Below are 26,547 nucleotides of genomic sequence, written 5' to 3'. Positions count from 1 at the left end.
TTCGGTGTGAGCCGTCCGTCACTTCTGCGGCGGCTGGGACGGCGGGCCGAACAAGGTGGCGGTGTCGACGGTGGCGATGGCGCCCGAGTCCGTATGGGTGGGTTCGCCGTCGGCGCCGATGAGAGGCAGGCGGTCCGGGAGCCTGCTCGGGTCGACCGCGCCCGTGTCGGTGATCCAGGACGGGCGCGGCGGCTGCGCCGGTGGCGTCTTGGCCTGGAGGCCGTACTTGGCGGTGATCCACACGTTGCCCGACGGCAGGGAGCCGCCGTACCAGCCGCCGTCGTAGACGTATCCGAAGGCCAGCGTCGCGTACCAGGCGGTGCCGCAGGGGGCGGGGTTGGACCCCTCGCCGCTCCACATGTACCAGTCGGCGTGCGAGGTGGTGTTGGGGGTGAAACGCAAGCCGGAGTCCAGGCCCAGGCAGGGCCCCCAGACCTGGTGGGTCAGGTCGTAGACGAGCACGACCTGACGTATCGCGAGATCGCCGGCGGGCACGGGCCGTCCACGGCCGCACGGGACGCCGTCGTTCGGCCCGTAGACGTTCGCCGCGGACGTCTGGTAGGAGCCGGCGTTGCTGTCGGAGAGGTCGAGCATCTCGGCGTAGACCAGGAGGCACAGGGAGCCCGAACGGTAGACCCAGTCCTCGTTGTGGCGCCCGTTGTCGGCGGCGTACGCCGGGGTCGTCGAGGTGGCCGCGACCAGGACGGCAGCGGCGGCGGCGCACAGGAAGCGGCGGGCCCGCCGGCCTGTCGCGCCGGGCGTCGGGGGGTGACTTCGCATGATGTTCTCCTCAGCGGTGTGCGGGGGTGATGACCACGACGCCGGCCGGGAGCGGCCGTTGCGAACGCAGGAGCGCCGAGGGCGGGTCGGAGGGTGGGGCGAGCCGTTCGCTGCCATGGTCGAGGGGCGCCGGGGTGCGCACAATCTCTTCGGCCGGGCACCGAACAGTTTCGCCGTCAACCGGACGATTGCCTGAAATCGATCATCAGGGGACGATTGGCGCATGCGTCTGAACTTCCAGGTGGGCGACCTCGCGGCCACCCGGATCGTGGTCTCGCCCCTGACCCACGCGATCTTCGCGGCCTTCAGCGTCCATCATCCTGAGCTGACCGAGAAAGGCTCGATCTGGCGGGACATCGCCAGGACCGTGCCGCGCCGGACGCTGCCGCTGCTCGACATCCTCAACCGCGGCGCCTCCCGCGTCACCCTCCATGACGGCCTGGTCGCCTCCGAGGTGGCCCCGCCGATCCAGACCGCCGCGCTCTCCGACGAGCTCGACGCGCTCGCCGCCCTGGACACCCCGCCGCAGGAGCGGGAGTTCGGCGGCGACCTGTGGCGCTTCAGCGGGCTGCCGGGACGGCCCGACCTCGACATGGACCCGGCGCGCTTCCGCCGGGCCCTGGCCGACAGCATGTACGTGCTCTTCCACCGCTTCCTCGCCCCCGAATGGCCCGGCATGCGCCGCCGGCTCGAAGCCCGCCTGGCCGCCTACCAGGAGACGGCGGCACGGATCGGGCTCGGCTCGGCGCTCAGCACGCTCAGCCCGCGGCTGTCCTGGGACGGCAGCGGCATGATCGTCGCGGGCGGCCCGGATCGCACCATCGATCTCGGCGGACGCGGCCTGCTGATCCATCCGATCGCCGGCGCCTCGCCCCGCTACCTGGGCATCGCGACCACCCAGGACCGGCGCAGCTCGGTGCTCACGGTCCCCATACCCGACAGCGGCCGCCAGGCGATGCCGTCCCCGGCCTTCGACTCGCTCGCCGCGCTGGTCGGGCGGGCGCGGGCGCGGGTGATGCGGGCCGTCGGCGGGCCCGGCTGCCGTACGGACGAGCTGGCCGGGCGGCTCAAGGTCAGCGCCTCGACCGCCTCCGAGCACGTCACCGTGCTGCGCAACGCCGGGCTGATCAGCACCCGCCGCAACGGCCAGGCCGTCCACCACCACCTGACCGCCCTCGGCGCCCGCCTCCTGGAGGCCAACGGCTGACCCGGCGCGTAACCGCTCGCCCCCCCGGGGGGGTCAGGACCTGGAGAGGGCGGGCGGGGCGCAGTCGAGGCGGCGGTATTTACCGGGGGGCATGCCGTACTCGCGTTTGAAGGCGTTGGCGAAGGCGAACTCCGAGCCGTAGCCGACCGCGGCGGCGATCGTGCTCAGCGCGGCGTCGGAGTCGCGCAGCATGTGGGCGGCCGTGCTCAGCCGCCACCAGGTCAGGTAGGCCAGCGGCGGACGTCCGACGAACTGGGTGAAGCGGCGGGAGAAGGCCGCGCGCGACAGCCGGGCGCGGCGGCCGAGCGACTCGACCGTCCATGGATGGGCGGGATCGCGGTGGATCCCGTCGAGCGCTGCGCTGACGGCCGGGTCGGCCAGGGCGGCGGCCCAGTTGCCGGCCCGGCAGTGCTCGGCCGAGGTGTCGAACCAGGCGCGCAGGATGTACAGCAGCAACATGTCCAGCAGCGCCGGCACCACCAGGTCCGCGCCCGGCCGCGGGTCGTCGATCTCCTTGCCGAGCAGCTCGACGGCGGCGCGCAGGTCGGTGTTGCGCCCCAGCCCGGTGGGCAGGTGGATCATCTCGGGCAGCCCCTTGAGCAGCGGATGCGCCCGGTCGGGATCGAGCCGGTAGCCGCCGCAGAGCATCACGGTGACCGTCCCGGGGCCCTCCATCGAGGCCGAGGCGAACAGCTCGGCGGGGGCGTAGGGGTCGCAGTCGGGCTCCGGGAGCGGCCTGGTGGGCGAGTCGGCCAGCCCGTAGCCGTGGCCGTGGGGGAAGAACAGCACGTCGCCCGTCCCGACCGGGAACGGCTCGCCCTCCGGCGGGATCGCCCAGCACGAGCCTTGCAGCACGACCTGGAAACCCGCCGAGCCGGGCGCCGACGGGAACCGCTGCCCCCACGGCGCCGGCCACGCGACCCGGGCCGAGCGCGGCACGCCGATGCGCATGGAGGCGACCACGTCACTCAGTACGTCCATGACGGGAGTCTAGTCCGCAAGATGATCGCGTATTAATCGCAGACGGAAACACATTGGATGACTCGCGCCTGGCTCCTACGGTTGACGACATGACAAGAGTCCTGGTCAGCGGGGCGACCGGCACGATCGGCCGTCCGCTGGTGAAGCAGTTGAAGGAGGCGGGCGCCGACGTCCGCACGGTGACGAGGCAGCTCACCGACCCGGTGGCGTTGGCGGCGGCTCTCGACGGGGTCGGCGCGGTGTTCCTGCTGTGGCCGTTCGCCTCGGCCGAGGGGGCCCGCGAGGTGCTGGAGCTGATCGGTTCGCGGCGGGTGGTCTACCTCTCCTCGGCCGCCGCCCGCCCGTACGAGGTCGAGATCGAGCGCATGGTCGCCCGGACCGCGCGGGAGTGGACGGTGCTGCGCCCGCACGCGTTCGCGGCCAACGCCTTGCGGTGGGCCGAGCAGGTCCGTACGGGGGTCGTGCGGCAACCGTACGGCGACGCGGTCCTGTCCCCGATCCACGAGCGGGACGTCGCGGCCGTCGCGGTGCGCGCGCTGCTCGGCGAAGGGCACCACGGCGCGGTCCACACGCTGACCGGGCCGCGTCCGCTGACCCAGCGGGAGCAGGCGCGGGCGATCGGCGCGGCGATCGGCCGGCCGGTGCGGTGGGAGGACGAGCCACCGGAGGAGGCCAAGCGGCGGCTGCTCGGGCTGGGCTGGCCCGGACCGGCCGTGGACGGGATGCTGCGCGCCCTCGCCGAGCCGGGCCCGTCCACCGGGACCGTCGAGGAGGTCACCGGAGTGCCCGCGACCGGCTTCGAGACATGGGCGAGCGAGCACGCCGCGGACTTCCTCGGCACCATGCGGGCCGCCCGCTTCCACGAGTACGGCGACGCCTCGGTGATCAGGGTGGACGAGGTGCCGGTGCCGAGGCCCGGACCGGGCGAGGTGCTGATCGAGGTGGCGGCGACGTCGTTCAACCCGTCGGAGGTCGGCCTGCGCATGGGCCTGCTGCGGGACGTGTTCGGCGGCACCCTGCCGCGCACGCTCGGCTGGGACGTCGCGGGCACCGTGCTCACCGGGGCGGGCGGCCTGGCCCCCGGCGACCGGGTGATCGGGCGCATCGACGGCGCGGCGGCCGGGTACGCGGTCGCGAAGGCGAGCACGCTGGCCAGGGCGCCGCGGCGGATCCCGCTGACGGCCGCGGCCGCCGTGCCCGTGGCCGGGCTCACCGCCTGGCAGGCGGTCTTCGAGCACGCGCGTATCGGCCCCGGCAGCCGGGTGCTGATCAACGGCGCGGGCGGCGGCGTCGGCCTGTTCGCCGTGCAGCTGGCCAAGCACGCGGGCGCGTACGTGGTGGCGACCGCCGGCCCGCGCAGCGCCGCCGCCGTACGGGCGCTGGGCGCGGACGAGATCGTGGACTACACCGCCGCTCCCCTGCCGGACGGCAACGACGTGCTGATCAACCTGGTGGCCGACTTTCCCGCCTCGGTGACGGAGCTGGCCGAGGAGTTCGTCTCCGTCACCCGGCCGATCGATCATCCGCGCGCCGTCCGGTTCGTGGCCCGCGACGACCCGGGCCAGCTCGCCGACCTCGTGGCCCTGGTCGACCAGGGCGTGGTGGACGTCGAGACGGACGTCCGCACGCTGGAGTCGCTGGCCGACGTGCACCGCGAGGCCGAACGCGGTCTCGTCCGCGGCAAGATCACGCTGACGGTGGCCGGATGACCGGTCACCCCCTCGCCGGGACGCGCCGGGGCCGGGCCGCCAGGAGGCAGGCGGCCAGGGAGACGGCGATGACGCAGGGCCTTCCACGAGACGCGCGCGCGAACCCGGCTTCCGCTATCCGCCGGGGGTCACGGTCGCGCCCGGCAGCGACTCCCGCCGGGCCTCCGGCGTGCCCACGACGGCGTTGAGGCCGCCCTTGTAGACCTGCGCGACCGCGTTGCCCGAGACGGACGGCTTCGAGGTCTCCCCCTCGACCCTGATCAGCATCCTGGTGGGGGTGCAGAACAGGCTGACCTTGCTCTCATGGGCGCCGCCGACCTCGGGCTCCGCCGGGCCTGCGAAGCCGTCCTCCCGCGTGGGCTCCGCCGCGTCGGACCTGGTCAGGTCGGCGTTCATGCTCCACCCCTCGCCGCTCAGACCGCACAGCCCCGAGGGGTTGATCCACGCGGTCAGGTCGTGCGGGCCGACCTTGATCCGCGCCAGCGCCAGCTCGGCCTCCTCGGGCAGCCCGCCCTGGACGGAGACCCCCTTCAGGCCGGCCAGCGGCCATCGCGCCGGGTCCTTCAGCATCGGTTCCTTGGCCGGCGCGGCACACGCGCCGAGGACCGGTAACAACACGAACGCCACAACCGGCGCAACACGCCTGATCATCGATATCTCCATTCCGCGAAACGGCTCGGGTGGATCCGGTGAGAGGCGGACTCACCTCCGCGTGACATCCGGCGCGAGGAAGTCGCCGACGAGGCGATCGTAGCGAGGGCGGTCGACGTTCCACGCCTCCGTGTGCTTGCCCTGCTCGAAGGGCTCGAACCTGATGTCCCAGCCCAGGCTCCTGCCCGCGGCCACGAGGCCGTGCGCCTCCTGGATCGGGTGGTCGGTGTCGGGGACGGTGTGGATCAGCAGCAGCGGCGGCCGGACGCGCGGCGGATGCCGGATCAGGCTGAGCCTGTCCACATCGACGCCGGTGCGCCACCGGACGACCAGGTTCGACAGTCCCGCCGTGAAGGCGGGCAGGTGGAAATTCCTGGCACCCTGTTCGGCGGTCATCTGCACGTCGATCATGGGGGCGTCCATGACGACCCGGTCGACCAGGCCCGCCAGCGGTGACCGGTCCAGGAACTGGCCGACGATCTGGCCACCCATCGAGGTGCCGTACAGGACGAACCGCCGCGCCCCCATGGTCCGCGCCTGGCGCAGGGCGGCCTCCAGGTCGCGCCACTCCGAGTCGCCGAGGTGCAGCAGCCCGTCGGGCGAGGGCGGCGCGCCCTGGTCGTTACGGTAGCTGATGTCCAGGAAGGGCAGCCGCAGCCCGTGGACGACGGGCAGGATCTTCAGCTCCGCCTTGCGCCGGCCGTTCTGGCCGTGGACGGCGACGACCCAGGTGTCGCCGTCGCCGGGGACGTACCAGGCGGGGGCGGGCCCGAGCTCGGTGGGGACCATGATCTCGGTGTAGCCGATGCCCCAGGCCACCTGGGGGTCGCCGGGCGGCACGTTGCCGAAGTTGCCGGGCGTGCCCACCGAGGGGACCGAGCCGCGCAGCACCTTGCGCGTCACGCGGTCCGGCGCGCGGGTGACGACGTCGCCGAGCATGGCGTACGAGCCGGTCCACTCCAGCCAGTACGTGCCCGGTTTGTCGGTCTCCGGCGTTCGTGTGAGCGTCACCAGGTCGCCCCGCACGGCCACGACCTCGGTGTTGCCCGTGCCGTAGCGGACGACGGCGATCGACTGGTCGCTGCCGAACCAGGCCCCGGCCCCCGCGCCCCCGGCCAGGACGACGACGATCGCCAGGCCCGCGATCCACCACCGACGGCCCCGGCGCGTCCGCCGTTCGGCGTCCGGCGTCTCGACGTTCTTCTCCCGTGCTCGCATGTATACACGGTAAACCATGAACGTTTACGGTGTATACATCAGCGCTCAGCTCTCCAGGAGATCGGAGAGCCGGTGCAGCCCGCGCGAGATGCGGGCCTTGACGGTGCCGATCGGCACGCGCAGGTGGTCGGCGATCTCCCGCTGGGTCAGGTCGGCGAAGTAGGCCAGTTCGATGGCCTGCCGCTGCGTGTCCGACAGCTCGGCGAGCGCCCGGTCGATCTGGTCCCGGTCGCCGAGCGCGTCCGGCGCGAGCCGCCCGCGTCCCGGCGGATCGCCGGCCTCCTGCAACGGCACGGTCCGCAGCCTGCGGACGCGCAGGTGGTCCACAGCACGACGGTGGGCGATGGCGAAGACCCACGCGGCCTGGCTCCTGCCGGGGTCGTAGCGCCGGCGCGAGCGCCAGACGTCGGCGAAGACGACCTGCAACAGGTCCTCCACCTCCTGGGCGGGCACGAACCGGCGCAGGTAGGAGCGCACGGAAGGGGCGTACGTGCGGTAGCACTCGCCGAGCGCTTCCTCGTCGCTGGTGTCCATGCGCCTGCCCCTCACCGCAAAAACCTATTCAAAACTTATTCATACCGAGGCGCGGGACGGGGTCACAAGCTCATCGAGGGAAAGGGCGGCTCAAATCAGGGTCGAGATGACGCATGCGACGGCGTCGGGCAGCGTCGAGACCCTGACGACGCCCGAAGGAGGCCGGCCCCGCCAGCCCAGGCCGCCGATGACGACCTGGCACGCGGGACGCACGTGGGGCAGGTCCGCGAGGGGGGCGGTGTCACCGGTGGCCGCCCGCTGCGACCAGACGAACACGGCCGCCGGGCCGAGCCGGCGCATCGCCGAGGCCAGCGCGGCGTAGGGGGTGCGGGCGCCGAGCACACGGGTCTGCACGCCCTGTTCGGCTAGCGCGGCGGCCAGGGCGTGCACCGGCAGGCTGTGCTGCTCCTCCTCCGCGCAGGCCAGGAGCACCGGCCGGTCGTCGCCCCGCGGCGGCACGTCGCCGGCGAGCCGGTGCAGGGCCGCCTGGAGGTGGCCGGACAGCAGATGTTCGGCGTCGATGCCGGTTCCGGTCTCGTCCTGGGCCCGGCAGACGGCGTCGAACGCGGGCAGGACGAGGTGCTCCCACGTCCACACCACGCCCTGCGCGGCCAGCGTCTCCTCGATCAGGCCGGAGACGGCTCGGCCGTCGAGCACGGTCGCGGCACGGGCCAGCGCGGCGACGGCCGGCCGCCCCCCGGGCTTCCGCGGCACGGGCGGTGACGTGCGCCTGCCGCCCTTAAGCGGCGAGGGCGGGGGCGGGTCGGGCAGGGACAGGGCGAGTCTGGCGGCTTCGGCCGGGACCAGGCCGGTGGCGATCAGGCGCTTCATCTCGGCCAGCCGCCGCACGTCGGCGTCGCCGTAGCGGCGGTGGCCCCCGGGGCTGCGGCGGCTGGGGCCCAGGCCGTAGCGCAGGTTCCAGGTGCGCAGGGTCGGCGCGGGGATGCCCAGACGCCGGGAGACGGCCCCGATGCCGAATCCCGCGTCCCCTTCGCTGACCGGTGTGTCCTCGTCCATGGTGTTCCCGCTGCCGTTCGACGTGTCCGCCTATCTTTTCGCGCCTGCGAGGTTCTTGGGCGCACGCGGGCCGGGTGCAACCGGGCGGGCTCCCGCCACGAAGGCTCTCATAGCGACAGAAGGAGCTGCGTGCATGGACGCGTCCACCGAGGAGGGCCTCCGATGAGTCCCGTGGTCGTCATCGGGGCCGGGCTGGGCGGCCTGGCGGCGGCCGTCCGGCTGGCGGCGGCCGGACGCCGGGTCAGCGTGGTCGAGGCACTCGGCGAGCCCGGCGGCTGCTGCGGCACCGCCCGCCTCGGCGCGCTCCGCTTCGACACCGGCCCGTCCGTGCTGACCATGCCCGGCGTGCTCGCCGAGGTTTTCGGCGCGGCCGGGGAGGAACTGCGGCACTGGCTGCCGCTGCGCCGCCTGGACCCCTCCTACCGGCTGCTCTTCGACGACGGGTCACGGCTGGACGTGCTGCCCGGGCGCGAGGCGATGGCCGAGCAGGTGCGGACGGTGTGCGGGCCCGCCGAGGCGGCGCGCTACGAGCGCTACCGGCGGCTGCTCGACGAGCTGTTCCGGGTGGAGTGGCCAGCGTTCATCGACGCGGACGTGAGCCGGCTGCGCGCCCTGGCCCGGCCCGCGGCGCTGCTGCGGCTGGCCGGGCTGGGCGGCTTCCGGCGGCTGGACCGCCTGGCCGCCCGGCACCTGCGCGACCCGCGGCTGATCAAGGCGCACACCTTCCAGTCCCTGTACGTGGGGCTCTCCCCGCAACGCGCGCTCGGCATCTACGCCGTCATCGCCCACATGGACACCGTCGGCGGCGTGTACTTCCCCGAGCGCGGCGGCATGCACGCCATCCCCACGGCCATGGCCTCCCTGCTGGAGAAGCTGGGCGGGGACCTCCGCCTCGGCGTCCGCGCCGAGAAGGTCGAGACGGACTCGGACGGCGTCACCGGCGTCCTGCTGGCGGACGGCGAACGGCTCCCGGCGCGGCACGTGGTCGTGGCCTGCGACCGCCTGGCCGCCCGGCGGCTGCTGCCCGGCGCGGCGTCCGACTGGCGGTTGCGCCGCCCCCACCACTCCCCGTCCTGCCTGGTGCTGCACGTGGGCCTGGACCGTCCGCTGAGCGGCCAGGCCCACCACACCCTCCATTTCGGACGAGCCTGGCGGGAGACCTTTGCGGCGCTGGACGCCGGCCGTCCGCAACCGGACCCCAGCCTGCTGATCACCCATCCCGAGCCGGACGGCGAGGCGGCGCCGGCCGGGAAGGCCACGCTCAGCGTCCTGGAACCCACGCCCAACCTGCGGACCGCCGACTGGGACCGGCTGCGGCCCGAGCTGGAGACGCGGCTGCTCGGCCGCCTGGCCGCGCTCGGCTACGGCGACCTGGCGGACGCGCCCAGGCTGGTCCTCGACCCACCCGCCTGGGCCGCGCGCGGGCACAGCGCGGGCACCCCGTTCGCGCTGGACCACCGGTTCACCCAGACGGCATGGCTGCGGCCCTCGGCCGTCGCCCGGCGGGTGCCCGGACTGCACTTCGCCGGCATGTACACCGCGCCCGGCGTCGGCATCCCCCCGGTGCTGATCTCCGGCCGGCTCGCCGCCGAACGCATACTGAAGGAGGCTCGTTGACGCTCACCGCCAGCTACGAACGCTGCCGCCGGCTGCACGCCCGCTACGGCCGCTCCTACTACCTGGCCACCCGGCTGCTGCCGCAGTGGAAACGACGGCACGTGCACGCCCTGTACGGCTTCGCCCGGTACGCCGACGAGATCGTCGACTCCTTCACCATGACCGGCGACCGGGCCCGCGCGCTCGACGACCTGACCGCCCAGGTCGCGGCGGGACTCGCCGGGACGGCGACCGGCGATCCGATGTTGCCCGCGTTCCTGCACACGGTGCACTCGTTCGGCATCGACCACGGCGACGTCCGGGCCTTTCTCGCCTCGATGCGCGCCGACCTGTCCGTGCGGAGCTACGCGACCTACGACGACCTGCTGGGCTACATGTCGGGATCGGCCGCCGCGATCGGCACGATGATGTTGCCGCTGCTGGAGCCGGCGCCCGGCCAGGAGGATCGGGCCCGCGAGCCCGCCCGCCAGCTCGGCCTCGCCTTCCAGCTCACCAACTTCCTGCGCGACGTCGCCGAGGACTTCGCGCGTGGCCGCGTCTACCTGCCGATGGAGGACCTGGACAAGTTCGGCGTCGCCCCTGACATGCTGGGCGAGCCGCGGGCCCGGCGGGCGGTGCGTGACCTGCTGGCCTTCGAGGCCGAGCGCGCCCGCGCCCACTACCGGGCCGCCGACCCCGGGATCGGCCTGCTGGTCGCCTCCTCGCGGCCGTGCGTGCGCGCCGCCTTCGAGCTGTACGGCGGTATCCTCACCGAGATCGAACGCCGTGGCTTCGACGTCCTGGCCGGGCGGGTGCGCGTGCCGCGCCGCCGCAAGGCCGCCGTCTTCGCCCGTCACCTGCTGGCCTCCGCCGGGTCGGGCATGGCCGAGCGGCGCGTCCGCGTGGAGCTGCCGTGACCGGCGCGGCCCCCGTGGTCCTGGACGCGATGGGCGGCGACCACGGGCCCGCCGAGGTGGTCGCGGGCGCGGTGCTGGCGAGCCGCGAGCACGGCGTGCCCGTCGTCCTGGCAGGTCCGGCGGCGCTGCTGGAGGAGGAGCTGCGGCGGCACGGCGCCGCGGGTGAGCTCGCGGTGGCGCACGCCGAGGAGGCCGTGCCCATGACCGAGCGGGGGGCGGGCGCGACCGCGCTGGCCGCCTCCAGCCTGGCGGTCGGCTGCGGGCTGGTCGGACGGGGCGAGGCCGGGGCGCTGGTGTCGGCCGGATCCACCGGCGCGGTGGTCGCGTGCGCGGTGCGCGGCATCGGGCGGGCGGACGGCGTGCTGCGGCCGCCGCTGGCCGTGGCGCTCCCGTCCCTGGCGGGCGGGGCGAGCGTGCTGGTGGACGCCGGCGCGATCGCCGATCCGAACCCCGCCATGATGGCCCAGTTCGCGCAGCTCGGCGCGGGCTACGCGCGGGCCGTGCTCGGCGTGGCCGACCCGGTGGTGGGGCTGTTGTCCATCGCCGCCGAGCCGGGCAAGGGCAACCGGCTGGCCCGTCAGGCGGAGGAGCTGCTCGGCGGGCTGCCGGTGCGCTTCCACGGGCCCGTCGAGGGCCACGACGTCCTGGCCGGCACGGTGGACGTGATCGTCACCGACGGTTTCACCGGCAACGTCGTGCTCAAGAACGTCGAAGGCTGCGTGCGCACGGCGCTGACCATGGTCGCCCGCGCCGGCATCGCCTCCCCCGGCCGGCTCGCCGAGGTGGCGGCCCGCTACGACCCGCAGACGCACGGCGGTGCCGTCCTGCTGGGCCTGCGCGGCACCGTCGTGGTCGCGCACGGCTCCTCGCGGGCGGCCACGATCGCCCGCGCCTGCGTGGTGGCCGGCACTCTGGCGGGACGCGACCCGGCGGCCGGGATCGTGACGGCGGCGGCGGGATGAGCGGGTCAGCCCAGCGGGTCGCGCCCGTCCCAGCTGCCCTCGCCGGCGTAGGGGACGAAGCGGGCGAACAGCTCTTCGGCGTACCAGTCGTGTGCCCGTACCCGCTCGATGACCTGCCGGTGGGCCTGCCCCTGGTAGGCGAAGGCCCGTACGGCCCGCCGGTCGCGCCACAGCGAGAAGGTGGCCTGCCGGGCGAGCGGCCACTCCCCCATGCCGACGGAGGCCAGGCAGCCGTCCTGCCGCCGCAGCAGCTCCTCGACCGGCGGGACCGACCGGTAGAAGGCGACCAGGCGGCCGGGCCGGATCGACGCCCTGGTCAGCACCGCCACCGGACCGGGTCCGCCGTCGTCGCGGGCCGTGAGGCCGCCGAACGGGTCGCGACCGGCCCAGGCGCCGCGCGAGGCCAGCGGCGCCAGCCGGGTCTGCCAGTACTCCGACGCCTCCGCCCGCCAGCGATCGGCGATCGGCGAGCTGCGCAGGAACTCCTCCAGGTCGTCCTCCCCGCGCCAGACGGCGAACAGCGCCCAGCGTCGCAGATCGGCCCCCAGCGACATCGAGCGGCCGCTGCCGGTGCCGAGCAGTTTCCAGAACCGCAGGCCCCCGGCGCGACGCAGCAGCGGCCGGTCGAAGGCCATGTGCTTCATCGCCCCCCTGCCGCCGTACCGGACGAGGTGGAACGACGCGATGGCTGAGGTGCTCGTGGCGGTCGTCATCGGCTACCTGCTGGGCTCGGTGCCGGTCGCGGTCCTGGCGGGGCGGGCGCACGGCGTCGATCCGCGCCACGTCGGCGACCGCAACCCGGGGTACTGGAACGTCAAGGAGCAGCTCGGGCGGCGGGCGGGCGTGCCGGTCTTCGCGGGCGACACGCTGAAAGGCGCTCTGGCCGCGTTGGCGGGGCTCCTGGTCAGCGGCGGCCACACCGGCGCCTTCGGCGTGGTCACCGGGGCGAGCGTGGCGCCGGTGTACCTGGCCGTGGCGGCGTCCATGGCGGGGCACGCGTGGCCGTTGTTCGCCGCGTTCCGGGGCGGGCGTTGCGTGCTGACCTTCGCGGGCGGGGTCGCGGTCATCTGCCCGCCGGCGTTCGCGCTGGCCGTGGCGGCGCTGACCGTTGCGGCGCTGGTGACGCGGTCGTTCGCGGTGGGCGCGCGGCTGGCGGTGTTCGGGGTGCCGCTGCTGCAGCTGCTGTTCATGCCCGCCGAGCTGGTGGCGGCCACCGGTGCGCTGATGTGCCTCATCGGGCTCCGCTTCGGGCAGGCCGCGCTGGCCGGCCGCCGCCGCTGACCTCACCGTACGTGCGGCCGCCGCCGGTGACCTGGCCGTACGTGCGGCCGCGCCACCTGCGCACCGGCCGTACGGTGGCCTGCGTCAGCCGGAACGCGGCCGCCGGGTCCAGCAGCGGCGACAGCAGCAGCCCCGCGCCCGGCCGCCGGTAGCTGCCCCGCAGCGCGGCCGTCAGCGACACCCGCAGGCCCAGCAGCGCCAGGTCCAGGCCGGTCGGGCGGCCCGCGGCCAGCCGCAGCACGGGCAGCGCCGCCGTCAGCCAGACGACCGCCAGGTCGGCTGCCTGCCATCCGGGGCCGGTCACGTCGGCCAGCGGCAGCGAACGTCCCCACTCGCGCCACAGCTCGCCCGCCGAGTCGTGCATGTCGACCTCCAGCAGGCCGCCGGCGTCCAGGAAGCCGACCGACCAGCCCCGTCCGGCCAGGCATCGGGCCAGCGCCACGTCGTCGGTCATCCGGTCGCGTACGAGTGCGAAGCCGTCCGTCTCGGTCATCCGGGCCCGGCGGAAGGCCATGCACTGGCCGTTGGCGAGGGCCCGGTGCGGCGGCGGGGGGCTCGGCGGGCCGACCGGGCCGAAGCGGTAGACGAGGGTCGCCAGCATCGAGGCGTGCAGGGCCTGCTCCAGCGGGCCGTCGCAGACGAAGCGGGGGCCGGCGCTGACCAGGTCGTACCGGTCCAGGGTGGCGGCCAGCGCCCCGAACAGGCCGGGCTCGGGCCGGACGTCGGCGTCCAGCGTGACCACCACGTCGGACCGGGCGGCGGCCACCCCCCGGCGCAGCGCCCACTGTTTGCCCACCCAGCCGGGCGGCAGCGGATCGGCGGTGACGACCACGGCGCCCAGGGACGCCGCCAGCCTCGCCGTGCCGTCCCCGGAGCCGTCGTCGACGACGATCACCTCGCGGACGGCGGGGGCGGCGAGCGCGGCGCGCAGGCACGGCCCGATCCTGGCCTCCTCGTTCCGCGCCGGGATCACCACGGACACCGGCTCGCCGGCGGCCGGACGCGGCAGGAGCGCGGGCAGCCGCCGCCGTCCCCGCGCGAGCCGCGCCACCACGACGGCCGCCGCCGCGACCTGCGCGACGGTGACCGCGACCCGGACCGGCCTCATCGGGGGCCGTCCGTGAGGTCCTGGGCCACCAGGTCGGCCACGATGCGGGCGCCCAGCGCCACCATCGGCAGTCCTCCGCCCGGGTGGGCCGAGCCGCCCACCAGGTACAGCCCGCGCCTCGGCCCCCGGTTGCCCGGCCGGGCGAAGGATGCCAGCCTGCCGCGGTAGGCGCTGCCGTAGATCGCGCCGCCCCACGCGCCGTAACGATCCCGCAGGTCGGCGGGGGTGAGGACGTCGACGAAGCGCAGCCGTCCGGCCAGGTCGAAGCCGCGCCCGGCCAGCCGTTCCAGCACCAGGTCCCGGTACGCCTCGACCCCGATCCCCCATCGCGCCGGATCACGAGCGGGCACGTTGACCAGCATCGTCCAGTTCTCCGCCCCGTGCGGGGCCTGGGAGGCGTCGTCCACCGCCGAGCAGCCGACGTAGACCGTCGGGTCGAGGGGCGGACGCCGCCGGTCGAAGATGTCGGCGAACTCCCGCTCGTAGTCGGCCGAGAATAGCACCGAGTGATGCGGCAGCCCCGGCGTGCGCCCCTCCACCCCGGCCAGCAGCAGGAACGCCGAGGACGAGGTCCCGAGCCGGGCGATCCGGCGCAGCCGCCGCCGGTCGGGGGACAGGCGCCCGTACAGGGCGGCGGCGTCGGTGTTGGCCACCACGATGTCGGCCCGCACCCGGCGCCCGCCCGCCAGCCGCACGCCGGTGACCTTGGAGTCGTCGGCCTCGACGGCGGTGACGGGCTCGGACAGGAAGATCTCCACTCCCGCGGCCTTCAGCAGCAGCGCCAGGTCGTCGGCCAGCCGGGCCAGCCCACCGGGCGCGTACCAGACGCCCTGCCCGTGTTCCAGCGCCGGGACGCACCCCAGCGCGGCCGGCGCACGGTACGGGCTCGATCCCGCGTACGTGGCGTAGCGGCCGACGTACTGACGAAGCCGGGGGTCGCGGAAGTGGCGCCGCGCCAGCCCGGCCAGCGTGCGCGTGGGGGCCACCGCCGTCAGGTCCGACAGGCGCGGCCTGCCCTGCCGCCGGATCGGCGGCCCGGCGAACACGGTCCGCTCGGCCGCCCGCAGACAGCCCTGGGCCCAGTCGTGAAAGGCCGACCAGGCCCGTCCCTCCCCCGGCGCCAGCCGTTCCACCTCGGCGGCCATCCGCCGCGGATCGCGGTGGGCGTCCAGGACCGTGCCGTCGGCGAAGCGGTAGCGGCACAGCAGCGCCGGCTCGATCAGTTCGCGGTCGAGCCCCAGGTCGCGCAGCACGCGCGGCATGGTGAGCAGCGACGGGCCGAGGGAGAAGGTGAAGCCGTCACGCCGATGTTCGGCCAGCTTGCCGCCCAATCGCGGCGACTGCTCGTACAGCCGCACCTCGTGCCCCTGGCGGGCCAGCAGCAGCGCGCACGCCATGCCGCCCACCCCGCCGCCGATCACCGTGACTTCGGCCATGACCGCCTCCAGGCCGGCGCGGCGAACGCGCCCATCGTGATCCCTCCGGCGGCGGCGACCAGGAGGTCGGGCGGCTCGAACACCGCCGCGAAGCCCACCGTCTCCATCACCGCCATGACCGTGTAGAGCGCCAGCAGCCCGCGCGCCGGCCCGGTGGCGCGGGCGATCCGCCCGACGACCACCATGACCAGCGCCGACACCAGCAGCCACCCCGCGAAGTTGCTCAGCGGCACGCCGCGGTAGAAGCCCTCCCGCGCCCACGTCCACAACCCGAGCCGGACCATCTGGGGGTCGAGGAACAGGTCCCACGCCGTCAGCGCGCCCGCGCCCGCGCACACCCGGGCCGGCCCGCCGGACGGCACGACCGCGACCGCCACCGCGTAGGCCGCCAGCCCCATGCCGCCCCACGCCAGCACCACCGGCACGGGGACACCGGCCACCTGCGGCCGCAGCGCCTCGCTGTAGCTGTAGGAGCCGAACGGGAACCCGGTCAGCAGCCCGGCCAGTTCGGCCGCGTACCCGGTCAGCGCCGCTCCGGCGAAGGCGGCCGCCGCCCTGGCCGCCCCCCAGGCGTCCGCGGCGAAGGCCACGGCGCACGTCGCCAGCAGGGCGACGATCACCGCGGTGAGCCGTCCGGGCTGCGAATCCAGCCCTGACGCCACCTGGCAGCCGACCATGGCCAGCGCCGACAGCACGCCGAGCGCGCGGGCCGGCCTCAGGGCCGCACCCGTCACCTGCCGGCCTGGTGTGCGTTCCACATACCTGTGTTTCGCAGGTGCCGCGTCAGGGGTTGCACGTCCCGAGCCGGATCGCGAGCCGGTACGGGACGAAGCGGGTTCTTTGCGCCTTTCCCCGCACACGTCAGGGGCGCGCTTGACATGCTGGGACCGTGACGCGGCGTACGAAGGCATGGTGGTTCCGGGCGGGCGTGGCGATCGGGATGGTCATGCTGACCGCCGCCGCGCTGCGGTTGTGGACGCGGTATCCCGGCGACGTCGACCCGGTCGGCGGAGGGTTCGCGCTCGTCGGGACCGTCCTCGCCGTGATCTCCTGGTGGCAGGCGCAGCGCGTGGCCGACACCGACGTACAGGCGGCCGGGATCCTGCTGGCCCGGCGGGTGCTGACCGAGGAGCGGGCCCAGCGGGCCCAGCTGCTGGGCGGCAAGGGCAGCGACGTCGTCATCGACGTCGACTTCTTCTTCCGCCCCACCGGCGGTTCCCTCTCCGCCCCGCCGTCCGGCACCCTGACGCAGGTGGCCGACTACTTCCGCGGCCTGCGGGAGCCGCGACGGTTCGTGATCGCCGGAGTGGCGGGGTCGGGCAAGACCGTCCTCGCGATCGAGTTGGTCCTCAAGCTGCTCGCCGGCAGGCAGCCCGACGACCGCGTCCCGGTGCGGATCTCCGCGACGAGCATCGACCCGGACGTGCCGGTGAGAACCATGCTCGCCCGGCACCTGACGGCGACGTACGGTCTGAAGCCGGTGATGGCGCGCACGCTCGTGGCGGCGGAGAAGATCCTGCCCGTCGTCGACGGGCTGGACGAGGTGGACGAGACCGACGAGCCGGGCTACGGGTCGCGGGCCGCCCGGGTGCTGCGCGCGCTGGAGGACTACGAGCACGGGCCGGACCGTTGCAGCCTGATCGTGACCTGCCGTACCGGCCAGTACGACGCCCTGGTCGCCGACCGGGCCGTCCCCCGCGGCGTCGTCCGGGTCGACGTGGGGACGGTGACCAGCGACAAGGCATGGCGTTTCATCCAGGCCGTCACCGACCAGGAGGACCCGGACCGCTGGCGGCCGGTGCTGGACGCGCTGACCCGCGACGGCCACGTCCTGGCCGACGCGCTCGGCACGCCGTGGCGGCTGACCCTGGCGGTCAGCGTCTACGAGGAACGCGACCCGCTCACCGGCCGCTACGTGCGCTCCCCCGAGGTGCTCACGGAGTTCGCCGACCAGTCGTCCGTGCGGGAGCACCTTCTCGGCCTGTTCATCCCCGCCCGCCTGGCCGCGGCGGCCCCGGCGGGGAAGGGGCCCACCGCCGAGCGGACGCATGCCTGGCTGGCCGTCCTGGCCGGTTATCTGCGCGGGAACGTGGGCCGGCCGCCGTTCCACGGACGCGTACTGTCCGGCACCGACCTGGTGCTGCACCAGTTGTGGCCGCTGGCGGGTGATCGTCCTCGGGTCGTCGGCGCGCTGGTGGCCCTGGCGACCTGCCTCCCCGGGGTCGGCGTCGTCGTCGCCCTGGCCGTCCTGGCGGTCTCGCAGGTGCACATCGTGGACGGCCGACTGACGGGCGCGGCGGTGGGTGCTCTCATGCTTCTCCTGCTGCCCGGCGTGGTGGCGGTGGGCCTGCTGCTGGAACCGTTCAGGGCCTGGCGGGAGGTGTGGTCCACGGCGGACGAGGCCGGTTTCCGCCGGCTCCGCCGCGTACGTGACCGCAGGAAGGCCGTGGTGGACGGCGTGCTCGCCGCCCTGGGCGGCTGCCTGGCGGGGGCGGCGGTGGTCATGGAGTTCGGCACCGCCCTTCCGCTGTGGGTGCCGGTCGTCTTCGGCCTCCTGTTCGGGATCGGCATGGCGACCGGGCGGGGCGGTCAGAACGGGGACGGCGGTTCCTGGGACGGCGCCGACCCCAGGGCGATCATCCGCGGCGACGTCGTCTCGACGCTGGTGGCGGCGCTCACCTTCGGTCCCGGATTCGGGTTCATCCTCGGGATCTGGTTCGCGGAGCTGCTGGACGGGCTGTCGGTCGCCACGGCGGCCACCGGGAGCGCGGTGTTCGGCATGTCCCTGGTGGCGTCCTGGTCGCCGCTGCTGGCGCGCCGCTACCTGGGATTCCTGCTGTCCACGCGCGGGCGGCTGCCATGGCGGCTGGGACGGTTCCTGCACCGGTGCTACGACGCGGGGCTGCTGCGGATCTCCGGCGTCGCCTACCAGTTCCGTCACCGCGAGCTCCAGGACTACCTGGCCGAGCATCCTTTACCACCAAAAAATGCGACAAACGACCAAATAAATGCACATACAGGGATAAGATGACCCAAGCCTTCCCTCTCCCCCGGAGAAGACGCCATGCAAAAGACTGTGCATATACGTCCCATTGACGACAGCGTGGGGCACGAGGAGTCCCCGGAGTGCGCCTGCGGCCCGGCCTCCCAGGAGGTCTACATCCAGGCGGACAAGCGGATCATCGGCACCATCTACCGCCACCACCCGCTGATCCCCTGCCAGGAATGGGAAGCCTCATGACCAGGGACGCGAGCGCCACACGCCGACGATGACCGCGAGCGCGGACGTCACGACGACCAGGTCGAAGATCACCTGCACGATCACCACCGCCTTCGCCCCCTGCCCCAAGGGGACGACGTCGCCGTACCCGACCGTGCCCAGGGTGATCACCGAGAAGTACAGGGCGTCCACCCGCGTGCGCAGCCCGTGGAACTGGTCGGCCATCAGGTAGTACAGCGCCGCGAAGAAGACCACCACCACGACGACGACGGTCAGCAGCATCGCCAGTTGCTCGGCCAGGAACCGTCCGGGCCGCAGCGCGCGTTCCACCTGCCGCACCAGCAGCCAGGCCAGGATCATCACCCCGGCCAGGCAGGCCAGGGCGCGCAGCTCGGGCGACGCGCCCTGCGATCTTCCCGTCGGCAGCGGCGCGGCGAAGTAGACGCCGGTGATCACCGCGGCCGCGACCGCGCTGCGCGCCCATGCCAGCAGCCCGGCCCGAGAAGCACACATGTGATCAGCCTTCCTCGGCCGGGCGGAGTGCAACGCGGGCGAGGGTATGCAATCGGCCAAGGGTGAACGCCGCGTCCGGGCATGCTCTTTCTTGGGGTCCTCGTTGCCCTCATCGAAGACGGCCGAGGGCAGGACGGTCTCATGGCAGACCTTCCCTTCCAGGATCGGACGGACTTCGACCACGCCGATCGCGGCTTCATCGCCAAGCTGACCCCCGGCGTGGTCAAGTCGAGGAACGGCGAGGTCGTCTGGGACAACGACGCGTACGACTTCCTGGCCGGCGACTGCCCGGAGACCGCTCATCCGAGCCTGTGGCGGCAGGCGCAACTGTGCGCCAAGCAGGGCCTGTACGAGGTCACCGACGGCATCTACCAGGTGCGCGGCCTCGACCTGTCCAACATGACCCTCGTGGAGGGCGACACCGGCGTCGTCGTCATCGACCCGCTGGTCTCGGCCGAGTGCGCCGCCGCCGCGCTCGCGCTCTACCGCGACCACCGGGGCGACCGCCCGGTCACCGGGGTCGTCTACACCCACAGTCACGTCGACCACTTCGGCGGCGTACGCGGCGTCACCGACGGCGACGTGCCGATCCTGGCCCCGGCCCACTTCATGGAACACGCCGTCGCCGAGAACGTCTACGCCGGCACCGCCATGAACCGCCGCGCCCTCTACATGTACGGCCAGCTCCTCCCCCGGACCCCGGAGGGCCAGCTCGGCTGCGGGCTGGGCATGGGCACCTCGCAGGGCACCGTCTCCCTCATCCCGCCGAACGTGGACGTCACCCGCACCGGCCAGGAGGAGACGGTCGACGGCGTGCGCATCGTCTTCCAGCTCACCCCGGGCACCGAGGCCCCCGCCGAGATGAACTTCCTGTTCCCCGACCGCCGCGCCCTCTGCCTGGCCGAGAACGCCACCCACAACCTGCACAACATCCTCACGCTGCGCGGCGCGGTGGTCCGTGACGCCCGCGTCTGGGCCCGCTACCTGACCGAAGCCGTCGAGCTCTTCGCCGACCGGGCCGACGTCGCCTTCGCCTCCCACCACTGGCCCACCTGGGGCAGGGACGACATCGTCACCTTCCTGTCCCAGCAGCGCGACCTGTACGCCTACCTGCACGACCAGACGCTCCGCCTGCTCAACCAGGGCCTGACCGGCGCCGAGATCGCCGAGGTCGTGCAGGTGCCGCCGGCTCTGGAGCAGGTCTGGCACACCCACGGCTACTACGGCTCGGTCAGCCACAACGTCAAGGCCATCTACCAGCGCTACCTGGGCTGGTTCGACGGCAACCCCGCCCACCTGTGGGAACACCCGCCCGTCGAGCAGGCCCGCCGCTACGTCGAGGCGTTCGGCGGCACCTCGGCCGTGGTGAGCCTGGCCGACCGCTACGTCAACGAAGGCGACCTGCGCTTCGCCGCGACGCTGCTCAACCACGCCGTGTACGCCGACGAGAACGACGCCTCGGCCCGCAGGCTGCTGGCCCGCGTCTACACCCGCCTCGGCCAGGGCGCCGAGAACGCGACCTGGCGCAACTTCTACCTCACCGGCGCGGGCGAGCTGAAGGACGGCCCCTCGCCGGCTCCCACCAACACCACCTCACCCGACATGCTCGGCGCGCTGTCCAGCGAGCAGCTCTTCGATTCCCTGGCCATCCGGGTGAACGGCCCCGCCGCCTGGAACGAGCGCTTCGCCATCGACTGGCACCTCACCGACCTGGACGAACGCCACCGGACCACGATGTCCAACGGCGTCCTCGTCCACCAGAAGTCGCCCTCGGGCAACGGGGCCGACCTGACGCTGCGGCTGAGCCGACAGCGCCTGCTCGGCCTGCTCGCCGGTGACGGCGACGCCGGGACGGAGGGGGGCGGGATCGACCATGACGGCGACCTGGCCGTCCTGCGCCGCCTGACCTCCGTGCTGGACCAGCCCAAGCCCGACTTCGCCATCGTCACGCCCTGAAACCGCGAACCGCAGGAGAAACCGCCATGAGCAACCTGATCGCCATCGCCTACCCCGACGTCCAGACCGCCATGTCCGTACGCGACCGCCTCGGGCAGATGCAGAAGGAGAACCTGATCAAGCTGGCGGACGCCGCCGTCGTCGAGCGCAGGGAGGACGGCAAGATCAAGCTGCACCAGGCCACCAGCCTGGCGGGCATGGGCGCGGCCGGCGGCGCCCTGTGGGGCGGCCTCATCGGCCTGCTGTTCCTCATGCCCCTGCTCGGCATGGCGCTCGGCGCGGCGGGAGGAGCGGTCGGCGGCGCGCTCACCGACACCGGGGTGAACGACGACTTCATGCGCGAGCTGGGCGCCAAGCTCGAACCCGGCACCGCCGCCCTGTTCCTCCTGGTCGTCCAGAGCACCCCCGACAAGGTGATCCCGGAGATCGCCCAGTACGGCGGCGACATCCTGCAGACCTCGCTCAGCCACGAGCAGGAGGAGCAGCTGCGCGCCACCGCCGAGGCCGCCAGGGCCGGCGTGTGACCCACGGCCTCATCGGTTCCGGCTCACGGGGAACGGATGAGGCCCCTCTTCGAGGCCGCGGCGACGGCCGCCGTGCGGGAGTCCACGTCCAGCTTGGTGTAGATGTGCGCCAGATGGGTCTTGACCGTGGTCTCGCTGAGGAACATCACCTTGCTGATCTGCCGGTTCGACAGGCCGGCGGCGACGTGCCCGAGGACCTCCAGCTCGCGCGGGCTGAGCGTGGCGTCGGGAGCGCGGACCCGGCCCAGCAGGCGCGCGGCCACGCTCGGCGCCAGCGCGCCGGCCCCCGTGGCGGCCGACCGGACGGCGGCGTGCAGGTCCTCCGACGGGGCGTCCTTCAGCAGGTAGCCGGTTGCGCCCGACTCGATGGCGGCCACGATGTCGGCGTCGGTGTCGAACGTCGTGAGCACCAGGACCCGGGGGCCGTCCAGGGCCACGATCCGGCGGGTCGCCTCGCTGCCGTGCATGCCCGCCCCGAGCTGGAGGTCCATCAGCACGACGTCGGGGGCGAGCCTGGCGGCCAGCTCCACGCCCTCCTCGCCCGTGGCGGCCTCGCCGACCAGGTCGAAATCGGGCTGCCCGGCCAGCATGGCACGCAGGCCGGAGCGGACGACGGGATGGTCGTCCACCAGGATGATCCGGATCACGGCCCCTCCAGGGGCGGCAGCGGCAGGGTCGCCACGACGGCCGTGCCCTCGCCGGGGGCCGACTCCACGGTGAGGCTGCCGCCCAGGGCGCTCACCCGTTCGCGCATCGCGCGCAGGCCGAACCCGGCCGTACGTACGGGGTCGAACCCGCGGCCGTCGTCGTACACGTCCAGCACGACCACGTCGTCCAGGTACGTGAGGGTCACCCCTGCGTGACCGGCTCCGGAGTGGCGGCTGACGTTGCCCAGGGCGCCCTGGGCGATGCGCAGCAGCGTGGCGTCGTAGTCGGCGGGCAGCGGCGCCGGGGTGCCGGAGATCTCGAAGCGCGCCCGGATGGGCGTGCCTGCCACGGCCGAGTCGCCGGCCCTGCGCAGCGCCGCGGCCAGCGACGCGTGTTGCAGCGCCGGAGGAGCCAGGCCGCGGACGAAGTTCCTGGCCTCCTCCAGGTTCTCCTTGGCCGCGTCCGCCGCTTCGGCGATGCGGCGCTCGGCGGCCGGGAGGTCTTCCGCCAGGTCCCGCCGGGCCGCGCGCAGGAGCAGGATGATGCTGGACATGCCCTGGGCCAGCGTGTCGTGGATCTCCCTGGCCAGGCGTTCCCGCTCGGCCAGCCGTACGGCGTCGCCCTCCGCCTGGAGCAGCTTCCCCCGCGTGCGGACCAGGTCGTCGATCAGCAGGCGGCGCTCCTCGCTCTCGGCGTGCAGCGCCTTGTAGACCATGGCCATCAGGGTGGCCACCGCCGCGCCGATCGTCGGGCCGATGACCAGGGCGGCGGTCAGCCGACCCTCGTGCCAGGCGGCGGCCAGGACGGCCGCCAGGGTCAGCGCCACCACGCCCGGCACCGCGACCGCCAGCGGCAGGAGGTGCAGGTAGGCGAAGAAGAGCGGGAAGGCCAGCCAGACGAACTGCGGTGCGGCCAGCGCGAGCCCCGCCCATCCGGCCGTGGTCAGCACCAGCCAGATCCGGCCCAGCCGCAGGTGCGTCGGGCCGCCGAAGTGCGGCAGCCGCTCTTCGATCACGAGACCGGCCAGGTAGAGGACCCCGAGGAGCGCTCCGCCCAGCACCAGCGCGAACCGCCCCTTCCCGGCGACGCCGGCCAGCGCGACCACCAGGAGGATCGCGAACGTGCCGTGCACGGTCCAGCGGAGCAGCCGGAGGGCGGGCGGGAACGGATAGTCAGACATCTCTCACCAAGCGTATGCGACAGCCCCGCGCCCCAAATCGTCCAAAAGAAGTATTCCGGGCGGACCGCATGCACGATGCGGGCGGGAACCGGACGCCCGCACGCTGGGGAACGCCAATGTGACCTTCAACCGCAACGGGGGACGCGCCGTGTTCGTGGCGCTCAGAGACCTGCGCTTCGCAAAGGGACGGTTCGCCCTCATGGGCGCCGTCGTCTTCCTCATCACGCTCCTGGTGACCATGTTGTCCGGCCTGACCGCCGGGCTGGCGCGGGAGAACATCTCGGCCGTGGAGAGCCTGCCCGCCGGGCACCTCGTCTTCGCCGGGGGCGGGAAGCCCGCCTTCGCCGACAGCCGCGTCACCGACCAGACCTGGCAGGAGTGGCGGCGGGTGGCCGGCGACTCCGTCGAGAGGCTCGGCGTCTCCATGTCGAGACTCGGCTACGGCGACGATCGGAGCGCGGGGGTGGCGCTCTTCGGCGTCCAGCCGGGCGGCGCCCTGGCCCAGGGGCGGCCGGTGGACACGGGGAGGATCGTCCTGTCCGCCGCGCTCGCCGCCGACACCGGGGTGAAGACCGGCGACACGGTCCGGATCGCGGGCAAGGACTTCACCGTCTCCGGCGTCGGCGGCCAGGCGTCCTACAGCCACACGCCCGTCGTCTGGCTCGGCATCGGCGACTGGGAGCAGATGGGCCGCCAGGGCGGCGCCGACAGCGTGGCGACCGTCCTGGCGCTGCCCTCCAGCGGCACTGCCGGGCTGGAGGCGGCCGACGCCCGGATCGGCACCACGACGGTCCCGCTGTCCGAGGCCCCCGCCGCGATCGGCTCGTTCTCCTCCGAGAACGGGTCGCTCCAGCTGATGCGCGGCTTCCTGTTCGCGATCTCCGCCCTGGTCATCGGGGCCTTCTTCACCGTCTGGACGATCCAGCGGCGCGGCGACGTCGCCGTGCTCAAGGCGCTGGGCGCGAGCTCCGGCTACCTCCTGCGGGACGCGCTGGCCCAGGCGGTCATCGTGCTGCTGGTCGGCGCGGGCGTCGGGGGGCTGCTCGGGGCGGGTCTCGGGGCGCTGGCCGAGGGGACCGTCCCGTTCGTGCTGTCGGTGACGACCACCGTGGCGCCGGTGGCCGTGATGATCGTCCTCGGGGCGGCCGGAGCCGCGCTGGCCATCCGCAAGATCACCTCTGTCGACCCGCTGACCGCCCTGGGAGCCTCCCGATGACCCTCCAGCTCACCGACGTCGTCCTCACCTACCCCGACGGCGACCGTACGCTGACCGCGCTCGACCACGTCAGCCTGGCCGTCGCGCCGGGCGAGTTCACCGCGGTGGTCGGCCCGTCCGGCTCGGGCAAGTCCAGCCTGCTCGCCGTCGCCGCCACGCTGATCACGCCCGCGGCGGGCAGCGTGATCATCGCCGGGCAGGACGTCTCCAGCGCCGGGCAGGCGGTCCGCACCAGGGTCCGCCGCGACCACGTCGGCATCGTGTTCCAGCAGGCCAACCTGCTGCCCTCGCTGACCGCGCTCGACCAGCTCCTGGTGATGGCACACCTGGCCGGCGAGTCCCCCCGCGACGCGGGCCCGCGGGCACGGGAGCTGTTGCTCGCCGTCGACCTGGGCGGCAAGGAGCACAAGCGCCCGCACCAGCTGTCCGGCGGCGAGCGCCAGCGCGTCAACATCGCCCGCGCGTTGATGAACTCCCCCGAGGTCCTGCTGGTGGACGAGCCGACCAGCGCGCTCGACCACGACCGGGGCGAGCGGATCGTCTCCCTGCTGGCCGACCTCACCAGGAAGAACGACCTGGCCACCGTCATGGTCACGCACGACCTGGCCACCCTGGCGAAGGTGGACACCGTCCTGGCCATGGACGACGGCAGGCTCGGTGCCCGGCCATGGTCAGCCGCGGTCAGCCGCGGGGTGTGAACTGGTTCAGGTCGTAGATGCCGAGCGCCTTCTCGATGTCGGCCACCTGCCCGACCACACCGGTGAACCCGGCCGGGCCGAAACGGCGGTGCTCCTCGTCCTCGAACGTCTCCGCCAGGTCGGCGAACTGCTCGGGCGGGATCACCTCCCGCATGGCCGGGAAGACCACGGTGTCCTCGCGGGCTTCGTGGGGCTCGTACATGCGGACGAAGGCGGTCAGGTCCGCGGCCAGGCCGCGACGGGCCACCTGGGAGGTGGGCCGGGCGGTGGCGCCCAGGATGCGGCCGGTCAGGACGCGTCCGCGCCGGTGCTGCAGGATCAGGACGGGGACGACGTCGGTGAGCTTGCCCGCCTTGACCAGGGGCGGGAAGACGTACCGCTCTTCGAGCTGCTCGTGGTACTGCTCGATGAAGGTGCTGATGATGCCGGCCCCGGCGTGCAGGGGGCCCGCCGGCACCCGCTCGCCGGCCTCGATCCGCCGGACGCCCTCCCGGTAGATCAGCAGGACGCGTTTGAGCACTCCGTGCTCGCGCATGAGGTCTTCGGGCGGCGTGACCGGCACCTCCCGCTCCGGGCCGGGGGTGGGGGTGGCGGTCATGGCGCTGCGGGCCTGGAGCGTGGCGTCGCAGCCGGTCAGCGCCGCCGAGCCGCAGGCCAGGGCGACGGGCATGGTCAGCAGCTCGCGGCGGCGCACGCTCTGTGGCGTGCGGCCTTCGCGCTGTTCGTCCCTCATCGCCCGCTCCCGTTCCCCAGCCGTCCTCCCAGGTGCTGCCCGTCCGCCGGTGTTCCGACGCGAATGGCCCGGTAATCCTTCCCTCTGCACGACGACGGCGATGAAACGTTCACGCGGATCCCGGGGCAATGGGCCGAAACTTTCCGCATGCCTGGTCCTGCATTCCTCTTCCGCACGGAGGCGTAGCGGTCCGAAACTTTTCATATCATTCTTGACAAGTTTCGGACCGATTCTCACACTGAGTCCTCAAGGCGATCTCCCCGTCAGATCGATGGTCCGGGGGCGCGTCCCGCCGTTCCATCCCTTGATTCGCATACGGAGGCTCAGACATGAGCGTCAACGCCCCGTCCCCATCCGTCACCCGCCGGCGCCGCCGGGCACTGATCACCGGCGCGTTAGGCGCCCTCGGCCTGATCACAGCACTGGCGACGGCGATCCCGGCCGACGCCGCCGAGAGCACCC

The 26,547-nt window shown here is 73.7% G+C and carries 26 protein-coding genes; 12 read left to right on the top strand and 14 right to left on the bottom strand.

Annotation, left to right across the window (positions count from 1 at the left end; translation table 11 throughout):
* Positions 1-18 precede the first annotated feature (18 nt).
* Positions 19-780 (bottom strand): hypothetical protein, encoded by a 762-nt coding sequence (locus tag ACIA8R_RS51385; protein ID WP_397045396.1) that lies wholly within the window; start codon positions 778-780, stop codon positions 19-21.
* Between the two features lie 223 nt (positions 781-1,003).
* Here ACIA8R_RS51385 and ACIA8R_RS51380 point away from each other — a divergent pair, with 223 nt between their 5' ends.
* Positions 1,004-1,987, top strand: coding sequence for a winged helix-turn-helix domain-containing protein (locus tag ACIA8R_RS51380; RefSeq protein ID WP_357705598.1), 984 nt, complete (start codon positions 1,004-1,006; stop codon positions 1,985-1,987).
* Between the two features lie 33 nt (positions 1,988-2,020).
* Here the strand turns inward: ACIA8R_RS51380 and ACIA8R_RS51375 are convergent, their stop codons facing one another.
* Positions 2,021-2,968 (bottom strand): AraC family transcriptional regulator, encoded by a 948-nt coding sequence (locus ACIA8R_RS51375; RefSeq protein WP_397045394.1) that lies wholly within the window; start codon positions 2,966-2,968, stop codon positions 2,021-2,023.
* 89 nt (positions 2,969-3,057) lie between these two features.
* Here ACIA8R_RS51375 and ACIA8R_RS51370 point away from each other — a divergent pair, with 89 nt between their 5' ends.
* A complete protein-coding gene (locus tag ACIA8R_RS51370) occupies positions 3,058-4,677 on the top strand; it encodes an alcohol dehydrogenase catalytic domain-containing protein (RefSeq protein ID WP_397045392.1) in 1,620 nt (539 codons plus the stop codon).
* Between the two features lie 114 nt (positions 4,678-4,791).
* Here the strand turns inward: ACIA8R_RS51370 and ACIA8R_RS51365 are convergent, their stop codons facing one another.
* From ACIA8R_RS51365 to ACIA8R_RS51350, 4 genes are all read right to left on the bottom strand, one after another.
* Complete coding sequence (locus ACIA8R_RS51365; protein WP_397045390.1) at positions 4,792-5,328, bottom strand: hypothetical protein; 537 nt, start codon at positions 5,326-5,328, stop codon at positions 4,792-4,794.
* 51 nt (positions 5,329-5,379) lie between these two features.
* A complete protein-coding gene (locus ACIA8R_RS51360; protein ID WP_397045388.1) occupies positions 5,380-6,546 on the bottom strand; it encodes an alpha/beta hydrolase family protein in 1,167 nt (388 codons plus the stop codon).
* Positions 6,547-6,591: 45 nt separating this feature from the next.
* Entirely contained in the window at positions 6,592-7,080 is a 489-nt protein-coding gene (locus ACIA8R_RS51355) for an RNA polymerase sigma factor (protein ID WP_364100108.1), read from the bottom strand.
* Between the two features lie 90 nt (positions 7,081-7,170).
* Positions 7,171-8,097 carry a MerR family transcriptional regulator gene (locus ACIA8R_RS51350; protein ID WP_397045386.1) on the bottom strand — a complete coding sequence of 309 codons (927 nt, stop codon included), beginning with the start codon at positions 8,095-8,097 and terminating at the stop codon, positions 7,171-7,173.
* A 162-nt stretch (positions 8,098-8,259) separates the two neighbouring features.
* On the opposite strand from ACIA8R_RS51350, the gene ACIA8R_RS51345 reads away from it, so the two are divergent.
* The 3 genes from ACIA8R_RS51345 to ACIA8R_RS51335 are packed head-to-tail and all read left to right on the top strand — an operon-like array spanning position 8,260 to position 11,572.
* A complete protein-coding gene (locus tag ACIA8R_RS51345) occupies positions 8,260-9,714 on the top strand; it encodes a phytoene desaturase family protein (protein ID WP_397045384.1) in 1,455 nt (484 codons plus the stop codon).
* Positions 9,711-10,610 carry a phytoene/squalene synthase family protein gene (locus ACIA8R_RS51340; protein ID WP_397045382.1) on the top strand — a complete coding sequence of 300 codons (900 nt, stop codon included), beginning with the start codon at positions 9,711-9,713 and terminating at the stop codon, positions 10,608-10,610. Before ACIA8R_RS51345 ends, ACIA8R_RS51340 begins: the two co-directional genes overlap by 4 nt.
* On the top strand, positions 10,607-11,572 hold the full coding sequence (locus ACIA8R_RS51335; protein ID WP_397045380.1) for a phosphate acyltransferase: 966 nt from the start codon (positions 10,607-10,609) through the stop codon (positions 11,570-11,572). Before ACIA8R_RS51340 ends, ACIA8R_RS51335 begins: the two co-directional genes overlap by 4 nt.
* A gap of 5 nt (positions 11,573-11,577) precedes the next feature.
* Here the strand turns inward: ACIA8R_RS51335 and ACIA8R_RS51330 are convergent, their stop codons facing one another.
* Positions 11,578-12,285, bottom strand: a complete 708-nt coding sequence (locus tag ACIA8R_RS51330) for a spheroidene monooxygenase (protein WP_397045378.1) — start codon at positions 12,283-12,285, stop codon at positions 11,578-11,580.
* On the opposite strand from ACIA8R_RS51330, the gene ACIA8R_RS51325 reads away from it, so the two are divergent.
* Entirely contained in the window at positions 12,257-12,853 is a 597-nt protein-coding gene (locus tag ACIA8R_RS51325; protein ID WP_397045376.1) for a glycerol-3-phosphate acyltransferase, read from the top strand. The two genes, ACIA8R_RS51330 and ACIA8R_RS51325, sit on opposite strands and share 29 nt — an antisense overlap.
* Here the strand turns inward: ACIA8R_RS51325 and ACIA8R_RS51320 are convergent.
* From ACIA8R_RS51320 to ACIA8R_RS51310, 3 genes are read right to left on the bottom strand one after another with little or no spacing between them, the layout of a single operon-like run.
* Entirely contained in the window at positions 12,804-13,961 is a 1,158-nt protein-coding gene (locus ACIA8R_RS51320) for a glycosyltransferase (protein WP_397045374.1), read from the bottom strand. The two genes, ACIA8R_RS51325 and ACIA8R_RS51320, sit on opposite strands and share 50 nt — an antisense overlap.
* Positions 13,958-15,397, bottom strand: a complete 1,440-nt coding sequence (locus tag ACIA8R_RS51315; RefSeq protein ID WP_364100087.1) for a phytoene desaturase family protein — start codon at positions 15,395-15,397, stop codon at positions 13,958-13,960. The genes ACIA8R_RS51320 and ACIA8R_RS51315 overlap by 4 nt, the downstream gene beginning before the upstream one ends.
* Entirely contained in the window at positions 15,379-16,155 is a 777-nt protein-coding gene (locus ACIA8R_RS51310) for a carotenoid biosynthesis protein (RefSeq protein WP_357705582.1), read from the bottom strand. Before ACIA8R_RS51310 ends, ACIA8R_RS51315 begins: the two co-directional genes overlap by 19 nt.
* A gap of 131 nt (positions 16,156-16,286) precedes the next feature.
* On the opposite strand from ACIA8R_RS51310, the gene ACIA8R_RS51305 reads away from it, so the two are divergent.
* A complete protein-coding gene (locus ACIA8R_RS51305) occupies positions 16,287-18,428 on the top strand; it encodes an NACHT domain-containing protein (RefSeq protein WP_397045371.1) in 2,142 nt (713 codons plus the stop codon).
* A 33-nt stretch (positions 18,429-18,461) separates the two neighbouring features.
* On the top strand, positions 18,462-18,638 hold the full coding sequence (locus ACIA8R_RS51300; protein ID WP_357705580.1) for a hypothetical protein: 177 nt from the start codon (positions 18,462-18,464) through the stop codon (positions 18,636-18,638).
* On the opposite strand, the gene ACIA8R_RS51295 is transcribed toward ACIA8R_RS51300, so the two are convergent.
* Positions 18,633-19,130, bottom strand: coding sequence for a potassium channel family protein (locus tag ACIA8R_RS51295; protein ID WP_397045369.1), 498 nt, complete (start codon positions 19,128-19,130; stop codon positions 18,633-18,635). The two genes, ACIA8R_RS51300 and ACIA8R_RS51295, sit on opposite strands and share 6 nt — an antisense overlap.
* Positions 19,131-19,271: 141 nt before the next feature.
* Between ACIA8R_RS51295 and ACIA8R_RS51290 the strand changes: the two genes are divergently transcribed.
* Together ACIA8R_RS51290 and ACIA8R_RS51285 are read left to right on the top strand one after the other, a co-directional pair.
* Positions 19,272-21,086, top strand: a complete 1,815-nt coding sequence (locus ACIA8R_RS51290; protein WP_364100075.1) for an alkyl sulfatase dimerization domain-containing protein — start codon at positions 19,272-19,274, stop codon at positions 21,084-21,086.
* Positions 21,087-21,112: 26 nt separating this feature from the next.
* Positions 21,113-21,610, top strand: coding sequence for a DUF1269 domain-containing protein (locus ACIA8R_RS51285; protein ID WP_364100072.1), 498 nt, complete (start codon positions 21,113-21,115; stop codon positions 21,608-21,610).
* Between the two features lie 23 nt (positions 21,611-21,633).
* Here ACIA8R_RS51285 and ACIA8R_RS51280 read toward each other — a convergent pair whose 3' ends face one another.
* On the bottom strand, positions 21,634-22,257 hold the full coding sequence (locus tag ACIA8R_RS51280; RefSeq protein ID WP_397045366.1) for a response regulator: 624 nt from the start codon (positions 22,255-22,257) through the stop codon (positions 21,634-21,636).
* Positions 22,254-23,438: a sensor histidine kinase gene (locus ACIA8R_RS51275; protein WP_397045364.1), complete on the bottom strand. Its 1,185-nt coding sequence runs from the start codon at positions 23,436-23,438 to the stop codon at positions 22,254-22,256. Before ACIA8R_RS51275 ends, ACIA8R_RS51280 begins: the two co-directional genes overlap by 4 nt.
* Before the next feature lie 148 nt (positions 23,439-23,586).
* On the opposite strand from ACIA8R_RS51275, the gene ACIA8R_RS51270 reads away from it, so the two are divergent.
* Both ACIA8R_RS51270 and ACIA8R_RS51265 read left to right on the top strand, forming a co-directional pair.
* Positions 23,587-24,654 carry an FtsX-like permease family protein gene (locus ACIA8R_RS51270; RefSeq protein WP_357705710.1) on the top strand — a complete coding sequence of 356 codons (1,068 nt, stop codon included), beginning with the start codon at positions 23,587-23,589 and terminating at the stop codon, positions 24,652-24,654.
* Positions 24,651-25,352 carry an ABC transporter ATP-binding protein gene (locus ACIA8R_RS51265; protein ID WP_397045362.1) on the top strand — a complete coding sequence of 234 codons (702 nt, stop codon included), beginning with the start codon at positions 24,651-24,653 and terminating at the stop codon, positions 25,350-25,352. The genes ACIA8R_RS51270 and ACIA8R_RS51265 overlap by 4 nt, the downstream gene beginning before the upstream one ends.
* On the opposite strand, the gene ACIA8R_RS51260 is transcribed toward ACIA8R_RS51265, so the two are convergent.
* Positions 25,336-26,085, bottom strand: a complete 750-nt coding sequence (locus ACIA8R_RS51260) for a hemerythrin domain-containing protein (RefSeq protein ID WP_397045360.1) — start codon at positions 26,083-26,085, stop codon at positions 25,336-25,338. The genes ACIA8R_RS51265 and ACIA8R_RS51260 overlap by 17 nt on opposite strands.
* Positions 26,086-26,547 lie beyond the last annotated feature (462 nt).

The organism is Nonomuraea sp. NPDC051191 (assembly GCF_044455665.1).
Lineage (GTDB): Bacteria > Actinomycetota > Actinomycetes > Streptosporangiales > Streptosporangiaceae > Nonomuraea.
Note: the sequence above shows the minus strand (reverse complement) of the source record. Positions and strands in the feature narration are given on the sequence as shown.